General features: G+C 59.8%; 18 protein-coding genes. 14 read left to right on the top strand and 4 right to left on the bottom strand.

The genetic code is table 11. The features are described 5' to 3' along the window. Positions 1 to 103: 103 nt before the first annotated feature. Positions 104 to 1,141, bottom strand: a complete 1,038-nt coding sequence (gene mgrA / locus AC3WP4_RS27040) for an L-glyceraldehyde 3-phosphate reductase (protein WP_102614997.1) — start codon at positions 1,139 to 1,141, stop codon at positions 104 to 106. A 163-nt stretch (positions 1,142 to 1,304) separates the two neighbouring features. After that, positions 1,305 to 2,195, bottom strand: coding sequence for a LysR family transcriptional regulator (locus AC3WP4_RS27045; RefSeq protein WP_102614998.1), 891 nt, complete (start codon positions 2,193 to 2,195; stop codon positions 1,305 to 1,307). A 129-nt stretch (positions 2,196 to 2,324) separates the two neighbouring features. Between AC3WP4_RS27045 and AC3WP4_RS27050 the strand changes: the two genes are divergently transcribed. Together AC3WP4_RS27050 and AC3WP4_RS27055 are read left to right on the top strand one after the other, a co-directional pair. Then, positions 2,325 to 3,065 carry an SDR family oxidoreductase gene (locus tag AC3WP4_RS27050; protein WP_102614999.1) on the top strand — a complete coding sequence of 247 codons (741 nt, stop codon included), beginning with the start codon at positions 2,325 to 2,327 and terminating at the stop codon, positions 3,063 to 3,065. A 135-nt stretch (positions 3,066 to 3,200) separates the two neighbouring features. Beyond that, a complete protein-coding gene (locus AC3WP4_RS27055) occupies positions 3,201 to 3,461 on the top strand; it encodes a hypothetical protein (RefSeq protein ID WP_102615000.1) in 261 nt (86 codons plus the stop codon). Between the two features lie 27 nt (positions 3,462 to 3,488). Here AC3WP4_RS27055 and betT read toward each other — a convergent pair whose 3' ends face one another. Continuing rightward, positions 3,489 to 5,444, bottom strand: coding sequence for a choline transporter BetT (gene betT / locus AC3WP4_RS27060; protein ID WP_173860443.1), 1,956 nt, complete (start codon positions 5,442 to 5,444; stop codon positions 3,489 to 3,491). A 427-nt stretch (positions 5,445 to 5,871) separates the two neighbouring features. Then, positions 5,872 to 6,798, bottom strand: a complete 927-nt coding sequence (epsC, locus tag AC3WP4_RS27065; RefSeq protein WP_033058482.1) for a serine O-acetyltransferase EpsC — start codon at positions 6,796 to 6,798, stop codon at positions 5,872 to 5,874. Between the two features lie 193 nt (positions 6,799 to 6,991). Here epsC and AC3WP4_RS27070 point away from each other — a divergent pair, with 193 nt between their 5' ends. From AC3WP4_RS27070 to AC3WP4_RS27125, 12 genes are all read left to right on the top strand, one after another. Continuing rightward, the gene (locus tag AC3WP4_RS27070) at positions 6,992 to 7,984 is read left to right on the top strand and encodes a D-cysteine desulfhydrase (protein ID WP_102615002.1); all 993 of its coding nucleotides are present in this window, start codon (positions 6,992 to 6,994) and stop codon (positions 7,982 to 7,984) included. Positions 7,985 to 8,210: 226 nt separating this feature from the next. After that, positions 8,211 to 9,005: a cystine ABC transporter substrate-binding protein gene (gene tcyJ, locus AC3WP4_RS27075; protein ID WP_074872532.1), complete on the top strand. Its 795-nt coding sequence runs from the start codon at positions 8,211 to 8,213 to the stop codon at positions 9,003 to 9,005. After that, positions 9,005 to 9,670 carry a cystine ABC transporter permease gene (tcyL, locus tag AC3WP4_RS27080; protein WP_074872530.1) on the top strand — a complete coding sequence of 222 codons (666 nt, stop codon included), beginning with the start codon at positions 9,005 to 9,007 and terminating at the stop codon, positions 9,668 to 9,670. Before tcyJ ends, tcyL begins: the two co-directional genes overlap by 1 nt. A 4-nt stretch (positions 9,671 to 9,674) precedes the next feature. Beyond that, on the top strand, positions 9,675 to 10,430 hold the full coding sequence (gene tcyN / locus AC3WP4_RS27085; RefSeq protein ID WP_076029053.1) for an L-cystine ABC transporter ATP-binding protein TcyN: 756 nt from the start codon (positions 9,675 to 9,677) through the stop codon (positions 10,428 to 10,430). A 502-nt stretch (positions 10,431 to 10,932) separates the two neighbouring features. Further along, positions 10,933 to 11,697, top strand: coding sequence for a hypothetical protein (locus tag AC3WP4_RS27090; RefSeq protein ID WP_102615003.1), 765 nt, complete (start codon positions 10,933 to 10,935; stop codon positions 11,695 to 11,697). Positions 11,698 to 12,055: 358 nt separating this feature from the next. Then, positions 12,056 to 13,297, top strand: a complete 1,242-nt coding sequence (locus AC3WP4_RS27095; protein ID WP_102615004.1) for an SfnB family sulfur acquisition oxidoreductase — start codon at positions 12,056 to 12,058, stop codon at positions 13,295 to 13,297. A 38-nt stretch (positions 13,298 to 13,335) separates the two neighbouring features. After that, positions 13,336 to 14,529: an SfnB family sulfur acquisition oxidoreductase gene (locus AC3WP4_RS27100; RefSeq protein WP_074872523.1), complete on the top strand. Its 1,194-nt coding sequence runs from the start codon at positions 13,336 to 13,338 to the stop codon at positions 14,527 to 14,529. Further along, entirely contained in the window at positions 14,529 to 15,881 is a 1,353-nt protein-coding gene (locus AC3WP4_RS27105; RefSeq protein WP_102615005.1) for an LLM class flavin-dependent oxidoreductase, read from the top strand. Before AC3WP4_RS27100 ends, AC3WP4_RS27105 begins: the two co-directional genes overlap by 1 nt. Before the next feature lie 151 nt (positions 15,882 to 16,032). Beyond that, entirely contained in the window at positions 16,033 to 16,842 is an 810-nt protein-coding gene (locus tag AC3WP4_RS27110) for a MetQ/NlpA family ABC transporter substrate-binding protein (RefSeq protein WP_102615006.1), read from the top strand. Positions 16,843 to 16,844: 2 nt separating this feature from the next. Next, positions 16,845 to 17,966, top strand: coding sequence for a methionine ABC transporter ATP-binding protein (locus AC3WP4_RS27115; protein WP_102615007.1), 1,122 nt, complete (start codon positions 16,845 to 16,847; stop codon positions 17,964 to 17,966). Further along, positions 17,956 to 18,600 (top strand): methionine ABC transporter permease, encoded by a 645-nt coding sequence (locus tag AC3WP4_RS27120; RefSeq protein WP_102615008.1) that lies wholly within the window; start codon positions 17,956 to 17,958, stop codon positions 18,598 to 18,600. The genes AC3WP4_RS27115 and AC3WP4_RS27120 overlap by 11 nt, the downstream gene beginning before the upstream one ends. Positions 18,601 to 18,785: 185 nt before the next feature. Next, a complete protein-coding gene (locus AC3WP4_RS27125; RefSeq protein WP_074872516.1) occupies positions 18,786 to 19,415 on the top strand; it encodes a class I SAM-dependent methyltransferase in 630 nt (209 codons plus the stop codon). Positions 19,416 to 19,431 lie beyond the last annotated feature (16 nt).

Raw genomic sequence — 19,431 nt, forward strand, 5'->3', positions numbered from 1 at the left:
GCGTGGGAATGCAGCCCGGGACGCTCCGCGTCCCATCAAGAGCCGAACGCGGAGCGTCCGTTGAGGCATTCCCACGCAGAGCGTGGGAACGATCAGTTAGAGGTTATTCAGCCGTTGAAGGCTTCTCCCAAAGATTGACCCCGCCCTCTTGGGCAAACCGGTCAATCTCCGCCAATTCCTCTGCGCTAAAGCTCAGATTCTTCAACGCCCCGACATTCTCGATAATCTGCTCCGGCCGGCTCGCACCGATCAACGCCGACGTCACGCGCGGATCGCGTAACGTCCAGGCCAATGCCAGCTGCGCCAGGCTCTGACCGCGACGCTGGGCGATCTCATTCAGCGCACGCACATGGGCGATGTTGGCTTCGGACAGGTGCGCCGCCTGCAACGAACCACCTCCCGGACGATTGACCCGCGCGTCGGCCGGCACACCGTTGAGGTACTTGTCGGTCAATAACCCCTGAGCCAACGGCGTAAACGCAATCACGCCGGCACCGAGTTCGTCCGTCGTATCCAGCAGGTCTTTTTCCACCCAACGGTTGAGCAGGTTGTAAGCCGGCTGATGAATCAGCAACGGGACTTTCCACTCTTTCAGCAGCGCGGCCATTTCCCGGGTTTTAACCCCCGAGTACGAAGAGATACCGATGTACAACGCCTTGCCCTGTTGCACCGCGGTGGCCAGTGCGCTGGCGGTTTCTTCCAGCGGCGTGTCCGGGTCGAAGCGGTGGGAATAGAAGATGTCCACGTAGTCCAGGCCCAGGCGCTGCAGGCTCTGATCAAGGCTGGCCAGCACGTATTTGCGCGAACCGCCGCCCTGACCATAAGGGCCGGCCCACATGTCCCAACCGGCCTTGCTGGAGATGATCAGCTCGTCGCGATACTGCTTGAAGTCTTCACGCAGCAAACGACCGAAATTGATCTCGGCACTGCCATACGGCGGGCCGTAGTTGTTGGCCAGGTCGAAATGGTTGATGCCCAAATCAAACGCAGTACGCAGCAACGATCGCTGGGTGTCGATCGGCGTGCTGTCGCCGAAGTTGTGCCACAGGCCCAGAGACAGTGCCGGCAGCACCAGCCCGCTGCGCCCCACGCGGCGGTAAGGGATGGAGTCGTAGCGGTTTTCGGCAGCGGTGTAGGTCATCGAATCCTCTCTTGTCTGTCTTGAAGTTGGTATCGACTGCTTCGCAAGTTGCCCAGCATACGCCCAGACAAACGCCGATAAACCTCGGACTCGAGAAAATGCTGAAACGTTTCATATGATCGTTCCCACGCTCTGTGGGAACGATCAAGAGCAGCGAGCAAGGTCAAACAGCCCCCGCAAACACTTCCCCCAACCAATCCACAAACACCCGAACCCGTGGCGACATGTGTCGGTTGTGCGGATACAACACCGAAACCGGCATCGGCGGTGGTGGCGTGTCGATCAGGACTTCCTGCACCAGACCCTGGGAAATCTGCGTCTCCATTCGGTAATGCGGGCACTGGATCAGGCCCAGCCCGGCGATCGCCGACGCCGCATAAATTTCTGCGCCGAACACGGAAAGCGCGCCATCGATGGCGACTTCCTTCAGCTCGCCGTCAACCATGAATTCGAAGGGAAATAACTTGGCAGTCGTGCGCGAGACGTAGTTCACGGCACGATGATGCTTCAGGTCGTCGAAGCTTGTCGGTTCGCCGTATTTGCGCAAATACGCGGGGCTGGCGCAGGTGATTTGGCGCAGGTTGGCAACGCGGCGGCCGATCAGCGCGGAGTCGCCCAAGGTGCCGGCGCGCAGCACGCAGTCGACGCCTTCAGCGATCAGGTCGACAAAGCGGTCGGCCTCGCTGATGGACAGTTCGATGTCCGGGTAGCGCGCCATGAACTGCGGCAACGCCGGGATGACGAAGTGCCTGGCCAGCGTGCCATGCAAATCCACGCGCAATCGGCCCTTCGGGGCGACGCTTCGGAATGCCAGTTCGGCTTCTTCCAGCTCCGCCAGCAGCTGCACGCAACGCAGGTAGTACGCCTCGCCATCCAGTGTAGGACGTACCTTGCGGGTACTTCGCTCCAATAAACGCGTACCGAGCCAGGCTTCGAATTGATTCAGCGTGTGGGTCAGCGTCGCCCGCGGCAGGTTCAGGTCGTCGGCAGCCAGCGTGAAGCTGCTGCGCTCGTAGATCCGTACGAAAACCTTCATCGCTTTGACTTGATCCACGCGGGTCTCCTGGCGATTGATTGTTGGCGATTATTGAACAGTGAAGGCAACTCTCGTGCATTTATTGGCCTGAGTAAACATGTGAATCTGGCTTCACCCCAAGCCATCAACTTCAAAGGAATTACCGCCATGACGAACCAAACTTCGAAAGTTGCCATCGTGACCGGCGCCTCCCGTGGCATCGGCGCGGTGATCGCCAAACATCTGGCCAAACAAGGTTTCGCCGTCGCCATCAACTACGCCAGCAGTGCCACCGAAGCTTCAAGACTGGTGGTGGAATTGCGTCAGGCCGGGCATCAGGCCATAGCGATCAAGGCGGATGTAGCGAACGCCGACGACGTACGCCGGCTGTTCGACGAGACCGAAATGCAACTGGGCAAGGTCGATGTGCTGGTCAACAACGCCGGCATTCTCAAAGTGCTGCCGCTGGCGCAACACACTGACGAACTGTTCGACCAGACCTTCAACATCCACGCTCGCGGCACGTTCAACACCCTGCGTGAAGCCGCCACCCGCCTGAACGCTGGGGGGCGGATCATCAACTTCTCCAGCAGCACCGTCGGCCTGAACCTGCCAGGTTACGCGGTGTACATCGCGAGCAAAGCGGCGGTGGAATCCCTGACCCAGGTGTTCGCCAAGGAAATGCGCGGTCGCAATATCACCGTCAACGCCGTGGCCCCCGGTCCGGTGGCGACCGACCTGTTCCTGCACGGCAAGAGCGAAGAGCAGATCCAGACTTTCGCCAAGATGGCCCCGCTGGAACGTCTGGCTCAGCCAGAAGACATCGCTCGCGTTGTGTCTTTTCTGGTCGGCCCGGACTCGGCGTGGGTCAACGGGCAAATCCTGCGCGTCAACGGTGGGCTGGTTTAACTATGCTCACTTGACACCGCAGCGCCCCTATCGCGAGCAGGCTCGCACCCACAAGGTCGTCGCAATCCTGTGGGAGCGAGCCTGCTTGCGAAGGCGGCCGCAAAAGCGACACACATCTGAAGGGCGGAACCCACCATGCACACCACGATCATCATCACTTTCGGCCTGATCCTGCTGGCGCTGATGTTGTTCATCGGCGAGAAAATCGGCTTCAGCCAACAGACGCTGACCTACAGCTTCGTGGTCCTGTGGCTGGCGTTGACGTTGATCAATGGTGCCGTTGGCATGGTCACCGCCGGCCAGTCATTGAGTACGGAACTGATGATCGGCACGGTGGTGTTCAGTGTGCCGGTGGCGGCGCTGGTGCTGTACATGGTGTTGAGCGCCGAGACCTGAAAAAGGCTCGGCGCCACCGGTTCTCGATCAACGCACCAGATGCAGGAATTGCAGATGTCGTTCGTACTGATCGAGGATGTCGTTGATGATCTGCTCCTTGGTGTAACCCACCAGATCGTAATCCTGACTGCCCTCGCTCAAATGCACTTCGGCCCGGTAGTAACGACGGTTGTTGAGTTCCTTGGAACCCATGCCGCCACGGGCGAAGGACGGCGTGAAGTAGCCGCGCATCTGCACCTGATAAATGAACGGACGCTCCTCACCATGACCGATTTCCAGGCTGACGTTGTCGTTGGCCGGGTCCGGCTGTGTGACCACCTTCAAACCCTTCTCAACGAACACCGCCGAGACTTCTTCAATCGCCGGACGCACCGTCGTATCGAGGAAACGATAGACCTCATCCCGTGACGGGAAATGCACGGCCTGACTCAGGCGCTGACGCCAGCCGCCTCGCCGCGATCCGGACACCGGCGCCAGCGAATGCAGTTGCGCGATCTGCTTCTGCGACTCCAGGTAGAACGCCTTGTGCAGCCCCCACATCATCAGCAGCAAGATCATCGAGAACGGCAACGAGGTCAGGACCACCGCTGACTTCAGCGCATCGATACTGCCGGAAAACAGCAGCGCACTGGTCACCAGCGCGGTCATTGCGCCCCAGAACACCCGCAGCCATTTCGGCCCGTCTTCATCAGGATTGCCGCCCTTGGCGGACAGTGTCGACAGCACGACGGTGCCGGAATCGGCAGATGTCACGAAGAACACGAAGCTGATGAACACCGTGACCGCGATGACGGTTTTGCTCCACGGGTAGGTTTCCAGCAGCAGGTAGAGGGTCATCGACGGGTTATCGATGGCCGACATGCCAAGGGCACTCATGCCGTGGTTGAGGACCTGGTCGATGGCGCTGTTGCCGAAGATCGACATCCACGCCAGGGTGAAGCCGAGCGGAATCAACAGCACGCCGAAGACGAATTCGCGGATGGTCCGGCCACGGGAAATCCGTGCGATGAACAGGCCCACGAACGGCGACCATGCGATCCACCAGGCCCAGTAGAACACCGTCCAGCCGCCCAGCCAGTCACTGGGTTTGTCGTAGGCGTAGAGGTCGAAACTCTTCATCGGCAAGGCGCCGAGGTAGTCACCGATGTTCTGGATCAAGGTGTTGAGCAAATGCTGGGTCGGGCCGGCGAACAACACGAACAGCAGCAGCGCGCAGGCCAGCAGCATGTTGATGTCGGACATCACGCGCACGCCTTTATCGACGCCAGACACCGCGACGATGATCGCCGCGCCCATCATCAGCGTGATCAGGCCGACCTGAATCCACTGGGTGTGAGCGATGCCGAACAGGTAGTCCAGACCTGAGTTGAGGTGCAACACGCCAAAGCCCATGTCGGCACCGAGGCCGAACACCGTGGCGATGATGCCGAAGCCGTCCACCGCGTAACCGATCGGGCCATTGATGCGCTTGCCGATCAGCGGATAAAGCGCCGAACGCAGGGCCAGCGGCAGGTTATGGCGATACGCAAAGTACGCCAGCGCCATGCCGACAAAGGCAAACACGCCCCAGCCATGCAGGCCCCAGTGCAGGAACAGAATCTGCATCGCCTGACGCGCCGCATCCGCCGTGCCGGCCTCGCCTTGCGGCGGTTGCGCCAAATGGGTCAGCGGTTCAGATACGCAAAAGAAGAACAGCGTGATGCTGATCCCGGCGGCGAACAGCATGCCGGCCCAGGACAGGTAACTGAATTCGGGTTCGTCGTGGTCGGCACCGAGCTTGATCTTGCCGTAGCCGGACAAGGCGGTGACCACCACGAAGACCAGATACAGGGTCATCGCGAGCATGTAGTACCAGCCGACCGTGTTGGCCGCCCAGTTTTGCGCTTCCAGAAGCCAGGCACCAGCCTGTTCGGGTATCGCCATGACCACCACGGCGAACAACAAGATAAAGGTCGCCGCGAAATAAAAAACCGGCGGATTCATGCGGACCTGACCGCTGGCGGGGGTGGGCGATGCACTCATGAAAGGTGCACCTCAAGGGGGTGAAACAGGGCAATCAATAACGGACTCGGCAAAGGCAAGCCTCCTGTTGTGAGCGGGCAGCAAACCGGCGGTTTAACTTGAATGAGCGTTCAAGTTAAACATGAATAGGGTGCTAAGGACTAATCGCAAGGCTCGGCGGTAAGTATCTGACGCTAGCTCAAGGATGGGTATGACGGGGGATTTAGAGGATTCGTTCAGTCGAGAATTAGCTAAATGCCATTATCCGGGTTCGGTTTGAAATCCAATCGCGAGCAGGCTCACTCCCACAGGGAGAAGTGTCGTTCACAGATCCGTGTCCAACATCAATCCACTGTGGGAGCGAGCCTGCTCGCGAAGAGGCCGGGTCAGTCAGCGAAGATTTACGGGCTTACTTCTGCGTCCCGTCATCATGCTGCAGATTCGCCTGAGTCAGGTTGCTACCCGCCGGCACGCTGCGGGTCAGCCAGACATTGCCGCCAATGGTCGAGCCCTTGCCGATGGTGATCCGCCCCAGAATCGTCGCACCGGCATAGATCACCACGTCATCCTCGACAATCGGATGTCGCGGCTGCCCCTTCTGCAACTGACCGTCTTCATCTGCCGGGAAACGCTTGGCGCCCAACGTCACGGCCTGATAAATCCGCACACGCTCGCCGATGATGGCGGTCTCGCCGATCACCACACCCGTCCCGTGATCGATGAAGAAGCTGCGACCAATCTGCGCGCCAGGGTGAATGTCGATGCCGGTGGCCGAGTGCGCGATTTCCGCGCTGATCCGTGCCAGCAGCGGCAACCCGGCGCGGTACAAATGGTGGGCCAGGCGATGGTGAATCACCGCCAGAATCCCCGGATAGCACAGCAACACTTCATCGACGCTGCGAGCCGCCGGATCGCCGTGATAAGCCGCCAGCACGTCGGTGTCGAGCAGACTGCGCAGCCCCGGCAATGCGAGGGCGAAGTCCTGAATGATCTGGATGGTCTTGGCCTCGACCTCGGTGTCGGCCTGGGCACTGTGGCGAGCGGCGTAGCGCAGTTCGAGTCGCGCCTGAGCCAGCAACGCGTTCAACGCAACGTCCAGCGTGTGGCCGACGTAGAAATCTTCACTCTCCTCGCGCAAATCCACCGGTCCCAGGCGCATCGGGAACAACGCGCCGCAGAGGGCTTCGAGAATCTCTGCCATGGCCGCTCGGGAAGGCAACTCGCGACCGCCCTGTTCGGTGCTGGCGCGGCCATTTTGTAGCCGCCACTGGTCACGCGCCGTGCGCAGTTGGCTGACGATGGTCTGCAGTTGCCAATGACTGGAACGCTCGCTCACGGTAAAAACTCCTCACGGGCGGCCGGACTGTCTGGCCGCGTTAACCGCGATTACTTTACGGCATGCTCTGGAAGCCGAATTAAGAACCGATTGTGCTGTACTCAGCACTTTTTGGCATAAGGCCGATTGGCAGTTGCCCCGCTAAATAGGCGTGCCTATAGTCCTGTCATCTCCCTCCCCCAGTACGGACCCCATGATCAAACAACAGCTTGCCCGCTTTAACCGTCTCGACTTGCTCGGTCATCCTACCGCCCTGGAAAAACTCGAACGCCTGTCGGCCTGGCTGGGCCGCGATGTATACGTCAAGCGTGATGACCTGACGCCGCTGGCGATGGGCGGCAACAAGCTGCGCAAACTCGAATACCTGGCGGCCGATGCGCTGGCACAAGGCGCCGACACCTTGATCACCGCTGGCGCGCTTCAGTCCAACCACGTGCGCCAAACCGCCGCCATTGCGGCCAAGCTTGGCCTGGGCTGCGTAGCCCTGCTGGAAAACCCCTTGGGTACCGACGACGCCAACTATGTCGGTAACGGCAATCGACTGTTGCTGGACCTGTTCGACGCCAAGGTCGAGCTGGTGGAAAACCTCGACAATGCCGACGAACAATTGCAGGCCCTGGCAGATCGCCTGCGCAACAACGGCAAGAAGCCGTATCTGGTGCCGATTGGTGGCTCCAACGCATTGGGCGCTTTGGGTTATGTGCGTGCCGGCCTGGAATTGGCCGAGCAGATCAAGGACACCGGGCTGACATTTGCGGCCGTGGTGCTGGCTTCGGGCAGCGCCGGGACCCATAGCGGTCTGGCGTTGGCGTTGAGTGAAGCACTGCCGGATTTGCCAGTGATTGGTGTCACGGTTTCTCGCAGCGACGAAGACCAGCGCCCGAAAGTCCAGGGCCTCGCCGAACGCACTGCCGAGCTGCTGGGCGTGAGCCTGTCGGCGAGTTTCAAGGTGGAATTGTGGGACGAATATTTCGGCCCGCGCTACGGCGAACCGAATGCCGGGACATTGGCCGCCGTGAAGCTGGTGGCGGGTCAGGAAGGCTTGCTGCTGGACCCGGTTTACACCGGCAAAGCCATGGCGGGTTTGCTCGATGGCATCGGGCGCCAGCGCTTCAATGACGGTCCGATCATCTTCCTGCACACCGGCGGGGCGCCGGCACTGTTCGCGTACAAAGACTTTTTGTAGCCGATCGTTCCCCGCTCTGCGTGGGAACGATCACTTAGCTAAAAAAAGAATAACAAACTTGATATTCATTATTTTCCAATCTAAAGCCGCCATCATATAGTCACGCCGCAGGCGAATTTGCAGCGAGACGCATACGCTGCTTTAGGGCAGGATATCGCAGTCGTCCAAATCCCGATTTTGCCAACATTCCTAAAAGCGTCTTCATAAGAAAACACAGGGGCTTGTCATGAATTTTTCCGCACTACGTCGAAACCTGCTGGTTGGTTCGCTGGGCCTGGCGCTGAGCGCCGGTCTGCTGGGGCAAGCGGTTGCCGGTGAGCAACTGCAAAAAATCAAAGACGCCGGCGTGATCAACGTGGGTCTGGAAGGCACTTACCCACCGTTCAGTTTCGTCGACGCCGACGGCAAACTGGCCGGCTTCGAAGTCGAGTTTTCCGAAGCCCTGGCCAAAGAGCTGGGCGTGAAAGTCAAATTGCAGCCGACCAAATGGGAAGGCATCCTCGCTGCGTTGGAATCCAAGCGTCTGGACGCGGTGATCAACCAGGTGACCATCACCGAAGAACGCAAGAAGAAGTACGACTTCTCCACGCCGTACACCGTTTCCGGGATTCAGGCGCTGACCCTGACCAAAAACAAAGACACCATCAAGACCGCCGCCGATCTGGCCGGCAAGAAAGTCGGCGTAGGCCTGGGCACCAACTACGAGCAATGGGTGAAAGAGAATGTGCCCAAGGCTGACATCCGCACCTACGAAGATGATCCGACCAAGTTCCAGGACCTGCGCGTTGGCCGCATCGACGCCATTCTGATCGACCGCCTCGCCGCCCTGGAATACGCCAGGAAGGCCAAGGACACTTCCGCCGCCGGCGAAGCGTTCTCCCGCCAGGAAGCCGGTATTGCCCTGCGCAAAGGCGAGCCTGAGTTGCTGGCCGCGGTGAACAAAGCCATCGACAAGCTGCGTGCCGACGGTACGCTGAAAAAGCTGTCGGAAAAATACTTCAGCGCTGACGTCACTCAATAATGGGAGAAGCTTTCCAACTTGCGCTGGATTCCGCGCCTTTCCTGCTGAAGGGCGCGTACTACACGGTGATCTTGAGCCTGGGCGGGATGTTCTTCGGCCTGGTGATGGGCTTCGGCCTGGCATTGATGCGCCTGTCGCGCTTCAAACTGGTGAGCTGGATCGCCCGCATCTACGTGTCGTTCTTTCGCGGCACGCCGTTGCTGGTGCAACTGTTCGTGATCTATTACGGCTTGCCGCAATTGGGCATCGAACTTGATCCGCTGCCGGCGGCCCTGATCGGCTTCTCGCTGAACATGGCGGCCTATGCCTGCGAAATCCTCCGTGCCGCGATCAGCTCCATCGAGCGCGGCCAGTGGGAAGCCGCCGCGAGTATCGGCATGACCCGCGCGCAGACCCTGCGCCGGGCCATCCTGCCGCAAGCGATGCGCACGGCCCTGCCACCATTGGGCAACAGCTTCATTTCGCTGGTGAAGGACACCGCGCTGGCAGCCACGATCCAGGTGCCGGAACTGTTCCGTCAGGCGCAGCTGATTACCGCCCGTACCTTTGAAATTTTCACCATGTACCTTGCCGCCGCGCTGATCTACTGGGTTCTGGCCACGGTGCTTTCGCACCTGCAGAACCAGTTGGAAGCACGGGTCAATCGGCACGATCTGGAGTCCTGACCCAATGATTGTCGTGGAAAAACTGACAAAGCAGTTCAAGGGTCAAGTGGTGCTCAACGGCATCGATCTGCAAGTGAAGGAAGGTGAGGTGGTGGCGATCATCGGGCCTAGCGGCTCGGGTAAAACCACGTTCCTGCGTTGCCTGAATTTTCTTGAAGAACCCACCAGCGGCCGGATCAAGGTCGGTGACATCGAGATCGATGGCAGCCGTCCGCTGAACCAGCAGCAAAGCCTGGTGCGACGTTTGCGCCAGCACGTGGGTTTCGTGTTCCAGAACTTCAACCTGTTCCCTCATCGCACTGCCCTGGAAAACGTTATCGAAGGCCCGATCATCGTAAAGAAGATCCCGCACGCCGAAGCCGTTGCCCTGGGTAAAAAGCTGATGGCCAGGGTCGGCCTGGCGGGCAAGGAAGATGCGTACCCGCGTCGCCTTTCCGGTGGTCAGCAACAGCGTGTGGCGATTGCCCGCGCGCTGGCGATGGAGCCGGAAGTGATTCTGTTCGACGAACCGACCTCAGCCCTCGACCCGGAGCTGGTAGGTGAAGTGCTGGCGACCATCCGCAGCCTCGCCGAAGAGCGGCGCACCATGGTTATCGTCACCCACGAAATGGGCTTTGCCCGGGACGTGGCGAACCGCGTGGTGTTTTTCGACAAAGGTGTGATCGTCGAACAAGGCGAAGCCAAGGCCCTGTTTGCCAATCCGAAAGAAGAGCGGACGAAGCAGTTTCTCAGCAAGTTCCTGACTAACGCCCAGCACTGAAACATCGCCTCACTACTTGTTAACTTCCATGGATGGAAGTAACAACCACTCCCACCAACAAAACCCTCGATATAGGCTCTTCGCTTGTTCACCTCTTTGAACAATAGATAAATTCTTATAGCCGCAGGCGGTACATATATATCTCCTGCAACAGAATAACCTCGCTTAAAATCCAGCCAAGACCCGCACCCTCGCCGTGCCGGGCTTCGCCGTCGACACCGCCGCCAAAAGCCCATAGAACAAGGTCAAATTCGACAGAGCGGTGCAGCTTATTAACTCCACTGCGTAGGATTTTTCTGAATAACACACGATCCAATACTTAACTAACAAACTCTATTGACACTTATACAAGCGCACTCTTATCTAGTCTCCAACAGGCAATTAACCTCGCACTCATTCACTATTTAATTTCACACACAGTGAACAGTTTTGTTGCCCGGTAATTCACGCCTTTCGAACTTTCAGAAACGGACTTTCGCTGCAAGGCTTCAAGGAGAATCCCATGACAAGCACTTCGAACAAACCCGAACTTGCGGCCCCAACTCTGGCGCAATCTCACAAGACCTGCATCAACATCACCTCGGCGGCGCACCTGCTGATCGATGTGGCGCCCTACTCCGGCATGGACGAAGGCGACCTGATCGAACTGTTCTGGGATAACTGCTACGTGGCCTCCAGAGTACTGACGGCTGACGATGTCGGCCAACCGGTCCAATTGCGTGTGCCCGAGAGCTTCATCGCCAATGGCACCTCGCGTGTGCACTACCGGATCATGCAGATCGGGCAAGGCCCCACCCTTTCAGCCACCAGACGAGTGCAGATCAAACTCGACTGCCCCGGCGGCCAACCGTCGGCGCTGTGCGGCGATGAAAACCAGAGTCTGGAGCCGGTGAACATTCCCGAGACCATTCGCCGCCAGGGCGTCAATCCGAACCAGATCAAGCGCGGTGTTCCGTTGACCATCGAGCCTTACCTGAACATGGCCGCCGACGACGAAATCACCTTGCGCTGGGGCGATGTGCGCATGGACCTGCCCAAGCTCAAGGCTTGCGATGTCGGTCAACCGATTCAGGTCTGGGTGCCGCCGGCGATCATTCTCGAAGCCGGCGAAGACCTGCGGCTGGAAGTGACTTATTGCATCCTCGACCGGGCGGGCAACAACTCCCGTTGGGCACCGCCGCGCTGGCTGAAGATCGGTTGCGCCAATCCGTACTTGAAGGCCCGGCCGAAAGAAATGCTCATGGCCGCCGAACCCCGCAAAAACTGAGATCCCTTGTAGCAGCTGGCGAAGCCTGCGTTCGGCTGCGCAGCAGTCGTAAATCCTGAATCCGCGATTAACCTGAATAACCGCGGCGCCTGTTTTAACGACTGCTGCGCAGCCGAACGCAGGCTTCGCCAGCTGCTACATGAATCTGTGGCACCGCCTTCTATGCATATTCCTAAAAGTTAGTTTATTAATTTTTTATACACGCTTAGGGTATATGCACCGGACCACCGGACATTCTTGTTTTCGTTCGTCGCAACCATCGCGGCGTTTTCATGAGATGTGAGGTAGGTATGGTCCGGAACACAATCACCCCAGTGCAGATCGCCAGGGCATTGCGTGCAGCCAAGGAGCGGCACTGATGTCCAGTCTGGCAGATGCAATCGTCCAGAGTGATCTGGACATCGCCCCGTTGTTGTTGCCCGCGCAGGTCTTGCGTAACGACGCACAAGCCATCAAAGCCGCCCATGAGCTGGCGCAAGTCGCCCGTCTGCAAGCAGCCAAACGCGACCAGCAGCGCAAGCTGCCGTGGTCGGAAATCGAACAGTTCACCCGCAGCGGCCTGGGCAGCATTTCTATCCCGCGCGAGTACGGTGGCCCGCAGGTTTCGTTCGTCACGTTGACCGAAGTCTTCGCGATCATTTCCGCGGCCGACCCGGCACTGGGACAGATCCCGCAAAACCAGTTCGGCATTCTCAATCTGTTACTCGGCAGCGCCACTGAATCGCAAAAAAAGCAGCTGTTCAAAAGCGTGCTCGACGGCTGGCGGATCGGTAACGGGGGACCTGAGCGCGGCACCAAAAACACCCTTGTACTCAAGGCGCGAATCACCGCCAGCGGCGACGGCTTCGTCCTCAACGGGCAGAAGTTCTATTCCACCGGAGCCCTGTTCGCCCACTGGGTCGCCATCAAGGCGCTGAACGACGATGGCAAGCAGGTTCTGGCCTTCGTCCGTCGCGGCACTCCTGGGCTGCGCATCGTTGATGACTGGTCGGGCTTCGGCCAACGCACCACCGCCAGCGGCACCATTTTGCTCAACAACGTGCAGGTCGACGCCGAGCTGGTGGTGGATAACTGGAAGATCAACGACAGCCCGAACATTCAGGGTGCCGTGTCGCAGCTGATTCAAGCTGCCATTGACGCCGGCATTGCCCGGGGCGCCATCGACGATGCTATCGAGTTCGTGAAAACCCGTGCGCGGCCGTGGATCGACGCCAAGGTCGAACGGGCCAGCGACGACCTTTATGTGATCGCCGACATCGGCAAACTGAAAATAGAACTGCACGCCGCCGAAGCGTTGTTGCGCAAGGCCGGGCAAGTGCTCGATCAGGTCAACGCTGCGCCGCTCACCGCCGAGTCCGCCGCCCGCGCCTCGATTGCCGTGGCCGAAGCCAAAGTGCTGACCACCGAGATCTCGCTGCTGGCCAGCGAAAAGCTTTTCGAACTGGCCGGCAGCCGCGCCACCCTCGCCGAATTCAACCTCGACCGCCATTGGCGCAACGCCCGCGTGCACACATTGCACGACCCGGTGCGCTGGAAATATCACGCCGTCGGCACCTATCACCTGAACGGCACACTGCCCGCTCGCCACTCCTGGATCTAACGACCAGAACACTTTTGACCAGATCTCTGGAGAAACACATGACCCTTTCTCACCACGTCGCGGTCATCACCAGCGATGAGCAAGCCCTGATCGTCGCCAGTGACCTGGCCGAAGATTTCAAACGCGACAGCGCCCTGCGCGACCGCGAACGCCGTTTGCCACACCCGGAACTGGAAGTGTTTTCCCGCTCGGGCCTTTGGGGCATCAGCGTGCCAAAAGAATACGGCGGCGCCGGGGTTTCCAACGTCACCCTGGCCAAGGTGATCGCGCTGATCGCCCAGGCTGACGGTTCCCTCGGCCAGATCCCGCAGAACCATTTCTACGCGCTCGAAGTGCTGCGGGTGAATGGCAGCGAAGAGCAGAAAAAACGCCTCTACGCCGAAGTGCTGGCAGGGCAACGCTTCGGCAATGCCCTCGCGGAACTGGGCACCAAAACCGCCCATGACCGCGTTACCAGCCTGACTCGCGACGGCGACGGCTACCGCATCAACGGCCGCAAGTTTTACGCCACGGGCGCGATTTATGCCCAGCGCATTCCGACCTCGGTCGTGGACGAAAACGGCGTTCAGCAACTCGCTTTCGTCCCTCGTCATGCCAAGGGCCTGACGGTCATCGACGACTGGAGCGGCTTCGGCCAGCGCACCACCGGCAGCGGTTCTGTGGTGTTTGAAGATGTTTACGTCGCCGCCGAAGACGTGATCCCGTTTCAAAGTGCGTTCGAGCGCCCGACCACCGTCGGCCCGTTGGCGCAGATTCTTCACGCCGCCATCGACACCGGCATCGCTCGCGCCGCCTATGAAGATGCGCTGCATTTCGTGCGCACCAAAACCCGGCCGTGGATCGATTCCGGCAACGACAAAGCCATCGAGGATCCGCTGACCATCAAGAGCTTCGGCCACTTGAGCATTCGCCTGCACGCCGCCGAGGCCTTGCTGGAACGCTCTGGCGAATTCCTCGACAAGGCCCAGGCCGACACCAACGCCGAGACCGTCGCCGCCGCGTCGATTGCGGTCGCCGAAGCCCGCGCCATCAGCACCGAGATTTCCCTCGCCGCTGGCAGCACGCTGTTTGAACTGGCCGGCAGCCAGGCAACCTTGATTGAACACGGCCTGGATCGTCACTGGCGCAACGCTCGGGTGCACACGCTGCACGACCCGGTGCGCTGGAAGTATCACGCGGTGGGCAATTACTACCTCAACGATGAAAACCCGCCACTGCGGGGGACCATCTGATGGCGAAGAAAAGGATTTTGCTTAACGCGTTCAACATGAACTGCATCGGGCACATCAATCATGGTCTGTGGACGCACCCACGGGACACGTCAACCCAGTACAAAACCATCGAATACTGGACCGAACTGGCGCAATTGCTGGAGCGTGGCCTGTTCGACGGCTTGTTCATCGCCGACATCGTCGGGGTTTACGACGTCTACCAAAACTCGGTGGACGTCCCGCTCAAAGAGTCAATCCAGTTGCCGGTCAATGACCCGCTGCTGCTGGTCTCGGCCATGGCTGTGGTCACCAAAAACCTTGGCTTCGGTCTCACCGCCAACCTGACGTACGAACCGCCGTATCTGTTCGCCCGACGCATGTCCACCCTCGATCACCTGAGCCGTGGTCGGGTCGGCTGGAACATCGTCACCGGCTACCTCGACAGCGCCGCCAAAGCCATGGGGCTGAGCGAACAGGTCGAACACGACCGTCGTTACGACCAGGCCGACGAATACCTGCAAGTGCTCTACAAACTCTGGGAAGGCAGCTGGGAAAACGGCGCGGTGCTTAACGATCCGCAACAGCGGATCTACGCGCAGCCCGAGAAAGTGCACAAGGTCGAGCACAAGGGCGAGTTCTATCAGGTCGAGGGTTATCACCTCTGCGAACCCTCGCCGCAGCGCACACCGGTGCTGTTCCAGGCCGGCAGTTCGGATCGCGGTTTGCTGTTCGCCGGGCGGCATGCCGAGTGCGTGTTCATCAGCGGCCAGAACAAACCGTCGACCAAGGTTCAAGTGGACAAGGTGCGCGCCAGTGCCGTCGAGGCCGGGCGCAACCCTGAGGACATCAAGGTGTTCATGGGGTTGAACGTAATTGTCGGCGAAACCGAAGAGGCAGCCTGGGCCAAGCACGCCGAGTACTTGAGCTACGCCAGTGCCGAGGCCGGCGTGGCGCATTTCTCGGCTTCCACCGGGATCGATTTTTCCGAGTACGACATCGACGAACCGATCCAGTACGTGAAGAGCAACGCGATCCAGTCCGCTACCAAAAACCTGCAAAACAACGACTGGACCCGCCGCAAATTGCTCGAGCAACACGCCCTCGGTGGTCGCTACATCACCGTGGTGGGTTCGCCTGAGCAAGTCGCTGATGAGCTGGAATCGTGGATCGCCGAGACCGGGCTGGATGGCTTCAACCTGACGCGAATCGTCACGCCGGAGAGTTATGTGGATTTCATCGACCTGGTGATTCCGGAGTTGCAACGGCGCGGGTCGTACAAGACCGCTTATGACAGCGGCAGCCTGCGGGAAAAACTGTTTCACGCAGAGGCGCATTTGCCTGAGCAACATACCGGATCCCATTACCGACACTAACCCCTGTAACTGATCGTTCCCACGCTCTGCGTGGTAATGCCTCCCGGGACGCTCCGCGTCCCTGCGGCGGTGACGCAGAGCGTCACTGGCTGCATTCCCACGCGGAGCGTGGGAACGATCGCCAATCCAATGCACTGACTGGAAAATCATCATGACCAAAAAACTATTCAGCCACCCAGTCAAAGCACTGGCCTTGGCCCTCGGCCTTTTCAGCTCCATCACCTTCGCCGCCGACGCGCCGCTGAAGGTCGGCACCACTGCCGCCTTCGCCATTCCCCTGGAAGCCGCCGTCGAAGAAGCCAGGAAACAAGGCCTGCAAGTCGACCTGGTGGAGTTCAGTGACTGGATCGCGCCCAACGTTAGCCTCGCCGCCGGCGACATCGACGTGAACTACTTCCAGCACGTCCCGTTCCTGGAAAACGCCAAGGCCGCCGCCGGTTTTGACCTGGTGCCGTTCGCGCCGGGGATCATCAACAACGTCGGCCTCTACTCAAAGAAATACAAAAGCTTCGACAAACTGCCGGAAGGCGCCAGCGTGGCGATCGCCAACGACCCGATCAACAGCGGTCGTGGCTTGCAACTGTTGGCCAAGGCCGGGCTGATCACCCTAAAACCGGGTGTCGGCTACAAGGCCACCGAAGAAGACATCGTCGCCAATCCGAAGAAGATCAAAATCCTCCAGGTCGAAGCCGTGCAACTGGTGCGCGCCTATGACGACGCCGATCTGGTCCAGGGCTACCCGGCCTACATCCGCTTGTCGAAGACCTTCGATGCCGGCTCCGCCCTGCTGTTCGACGGCCTCGACCACAAGGAATACGTGATTCAGTTCGTGATCCAGCCGAAAAGCAAAACCGACCCGCGCCTGATCAAGTTCGTCGACATCTACCAGCATTCGCCGGCCGTTCGTGCAGCGCTGGATAAAGCCCACGGCAAGCTCTACCAAGCCGGTTGGGAAAGCTGAATATGACGGCAGCCACGCAACTGCGACTGGAGATTCCAGAGCGCCATAAAGTCGAACAAACCGAACTGCATCCAGCGCTTAACCGTGCTCACGTGCGCTTCATCGGCCTGGGCAAAACCTACAACGGCCCGCAAGGTCCTGTCGCCGCGCTGCAAGGCATCGACCTGGCGATCCAGCGCGGCGAGGTGTTCGGCATCATCGGCCGCAGCGGCGCCGGCAAGTCGTCGCTGATCCGCACCATCAACCGCCTGGAACAACCGAGTACGGGGCGCGTGCTGATCGATCAGGTCGACATCGGCGAGTTCGATGAAGACCGCCTGGTGGCGCTGCGTCGGCGCATCGGCATGATCTTCCAGCACTTCAACCTGATGTCGGCCAAGACGGTTTGGCAGAACGTCGAATTGCCGCTGAAAGTCGCCGGGGTGCCGAAGGAAAAACGCCAGCAGAAAGTCCGCCAATTGCTGGAACTGGTGGGCCTGCAAGAGAAACACAAGGCCTACCCGGCGCAGCTGTCCGGCGGGCAGAAACAACGCGTCGGCATCGCCCGCGCCCTGGTGCATGACCCGGCGATTCTGCTGTGCGACGAAGCCACTTCGGCGCTGGACCCGGAAACCACGCAATCGATCCTCGGCCTGCTGCGCGAGATCAACCAGCGCCTGGGCCTGACCATCGTGCTGATCACCCACGAGATGGCGGTGATCCGCGATATCTGTGATCGGGTCGTGGTGCTGGAACACGGACGAATCGTCGAACAAGGGCCGGTCTGGGAAGTCTTCGGCAACCCGCAGCACGAGGTCAGCAAAACCTTGCTGGCACCGTTGCAACACGGTTTGCCGGAAGAACTGCAAAGCCGCTTGCAGGCACAGCCACAGTCCTCGGACGCTGCTGTTGTGCTGCGTTTGCAGTTCACCGGCAGCGCCAGCGACGAGCCCGACCTGGCCGCGTTGTTCAGTGCCCTCGGCGGTCGCGTGCGCTTGCTGCAAGGTGGCGTGGAACGGATTCAGGGCCATGCCCTCGGGCAACTGCTGCTGGCGGTGACCGGTTCGTCTCTCAGCGCAGAGGAATTGCGTCAACGCGCCGGCAACTGGGCACAACAGGTGGAGGTGCTGGGTTATGTGGTTTGATCGCTTGCTGCAAGGCTTCATCGACACCTTCCTGATGGTCGGCGTGTCGTCATTGATCGCACTGCTGGCGGGCATTCCGCTGGCGGTGATTCTGGTCACCAGTTCCAAGGGCGGAATCTATGAAGCACCGGCGCTGAACCGCGCGTTGGGCGCGTTCGTGAACCTGTTCCGCTCGATTCCGTTTCTGATTTTGATGGTGGCGCTGATTCCGTTTACCCGGTTGATCGTCGGCACCACGTACGGCGTTTGGGCCGCCGTGGTGCCGCTGACCATTGCCGCCACGCCGTTCTTTGCGCGCATTGCCGAAGTCAGTTTGCGGGAGGTGGATCACGGGTTGATCGAAGCGGCGCAGGCGATGGGTTGCCGGCGCGCGCATATCGTTTGGCATGTGTTGTTGCCCGAGGCGCTGCCGGGGATTGTCGGGGGTTTCACGATTACGTTGGTGACGATGATCAACTCGTCGGCCATGGCCGGGGCGATTGGTGCCGGTGGGTTGGGCGATATCGCCTATCGATACGGGTATCAACGCTTTGATAGCCAGATCATGTTGACGGTGATTGTGTTGCTGGTGGTGTTGGTGGCGGTGATTCAGTTGGGCGGGGATCGGTTGGCTCGGGGGCTCAACAAGCGCTGAGTCTGGCTGAAGTTATTGGTTGTCAGTGATACCGCTTTCGCGAGCAGGCTCGCTCCCACATTCGACCGAGATGTCCAGACGGACGCGATCAACTGTGGGTGCGAGCCTGCTCGCGATTGGCTGCGAAGCAGCCACTGGTTTGATGGCGTATATTCGGCAAATCCCAATTGCCTGCGCAGCCGACCATGAAACAGACCCCCACCGACCTCGAGCAGATCACCTCCACCACCCTGGGCCATTACAACTCGGTGGCTGAAAGTTTTCGCGAAGGGACGCGCGATCATGATGTCAGCCAGAACATCGATGCGCTGTTGCGGCATATTCAGGGTGAGGCGCCGTTCGACATCCTCGATTTTGGCTGCGGGCCGGGTCGTGATTTGCAAACCTTCACGCGCATGGGCCACACCGCCGTAGGGCTTGATGGTTCGGAGAAGTTTGCGCAGATGGCCCGACAGGACAGCGGTTGTGAAGTCTGGCAGCAGGATTTCCTGAAGCTGGATTTACCGGCCGAACGTTTTGACGGGATCTTCGCCAATGCGGTGCTGTTTCATATTCCGCGCCAGGAACTGCCTCGGGTATTGAAGGAGTTGCGCGGGGCCTTGAAGCCGGGTGGCGTGCTGTTCAGTTCCAACCCGCGTGGCGAGAATCAGGAAGGCTGGAACGGGCCGCGTTATGGGGCGTACCACGATCTTGAGACGTGGCAGCAATTGCTGACGGCGGCGGGGTTTGTGGAGCTGGAGCATTACTACCGGCCGGCAGGGCTGCCGCGGGAGCAGCAGCCTTGGCTGGCGAGTGTCTGGCGTAAACCGGCGTAGCCTGTCAGGACGCAAA

Source organism: Pseudomonas sp. FW305-20 (genome assembly GCF_058788075.1).

Coding starts and splice junctions, on each gene's coding strand:
- mgrA (WP_102614997.1), bottom strand. CDS start 1,141: ATGACCTACACCGCTGCCGAAAACCGCTACGACTCCATCCCTTACCGC.
- AC3WP4_RS27050 (WP_102614999.1), top strand. CDS start 2,325: ATGACGAACCAAACTTCGAAAGTTGCCATCGTGACCGGCGCCTCCCGT.
- AC3WP4_RS27055 (WP_102615000.1), top strand. CDS start 3,201: ATGCACACCACGATCATCATCACTTTCGGCCTGATCCTGCTGGCGCTG.
- betT (WP_173860443.1), bottom strand. CDS start 5,444: ATGAATCCGCCGGTTTTTTATTTCGCGGCGACCTTTATCTTGTTGTTC.
- AC3WP4_RS27070 (WP_102615002.1), top strand. CDS start 6,992: ATGATCAAACAACAGCTTGCCCGCTTTAACCGTCTCGACTTGCTCGGT.
- tcyJ (WP_074872532.1), top strand. CDS start 8,211: ATGAATTTTTCCGCACTACGTCGAAACCTGCTGGTTGGTTCGCTGGGC.
- tcyL (WP_074872530.1), top strand. CDS start 9,005: ATGGGAGAAGCTTTCCAACTTGCGCTGGATTCCGCGCCTTTCCTGCTG.
- tcyN (WP_076029053.1), top strand. CDS start 9,675: ATGATTGTCGTGGAAAAACTGACAAAGCAGTTCAAGGGTCAAGTGGTG.
- AC3WP4_RS27090 (WP_102615003.1), top strand. CDS start 10,933: ATGACAAGCACTTCGAACAAACCCGAACTTGCGGCCCCAACTCTGGCG.
- AC3WP4_RS27095 (WP_102615004.1), top strand. CDS start 12,056: ATGTCCAGTCTGGCAGATGCAATCGTCCAGAGTGATCTGGACATCGCC.
- AC3WP4_RS27100 (WP_074872523.1), top strand. CDS start 13,336: ATGACCCTTTCTCACCACGTCGCGGTCATCACCAGCGATGAGCAAGCC.
- AC3WP4_RS27105 (WP_102615005.1), top strand. CDS start 14,529: ATGGCGAAGAAAAGGATTTTGCTTAACGCGTTCAACATGAACTGCATC.
- AC3WP4_RS27110 (WP_102615006.1), top strand. CDS start 16,033: ATGACCAAAAAACTATTCAGCCACCCAGTCAAAGCACTGGCCTTGGCC.
- AC3WP4_RS27115 (WP_102615007.1), top strand. CDS start 16,845: ATGACGGCAGCCACGCAACTGCGACTGGAGATTCCAGAGCGCCATAAA.
- AC3WP4_RS27120 (WP_102615008.1), top strand. CDS start 17,956: ATGTGGTTTGATCGCTTGCTGCAAGGCTTCATCGACACCTTCCTGATG.
- AC3WP4_RS27125 (WP_074872516.1), top strand. CDS start 18,786: ATGAAACAGACCCCCACCGACCTCGAGCAGATCACCTCCACCACCCTG.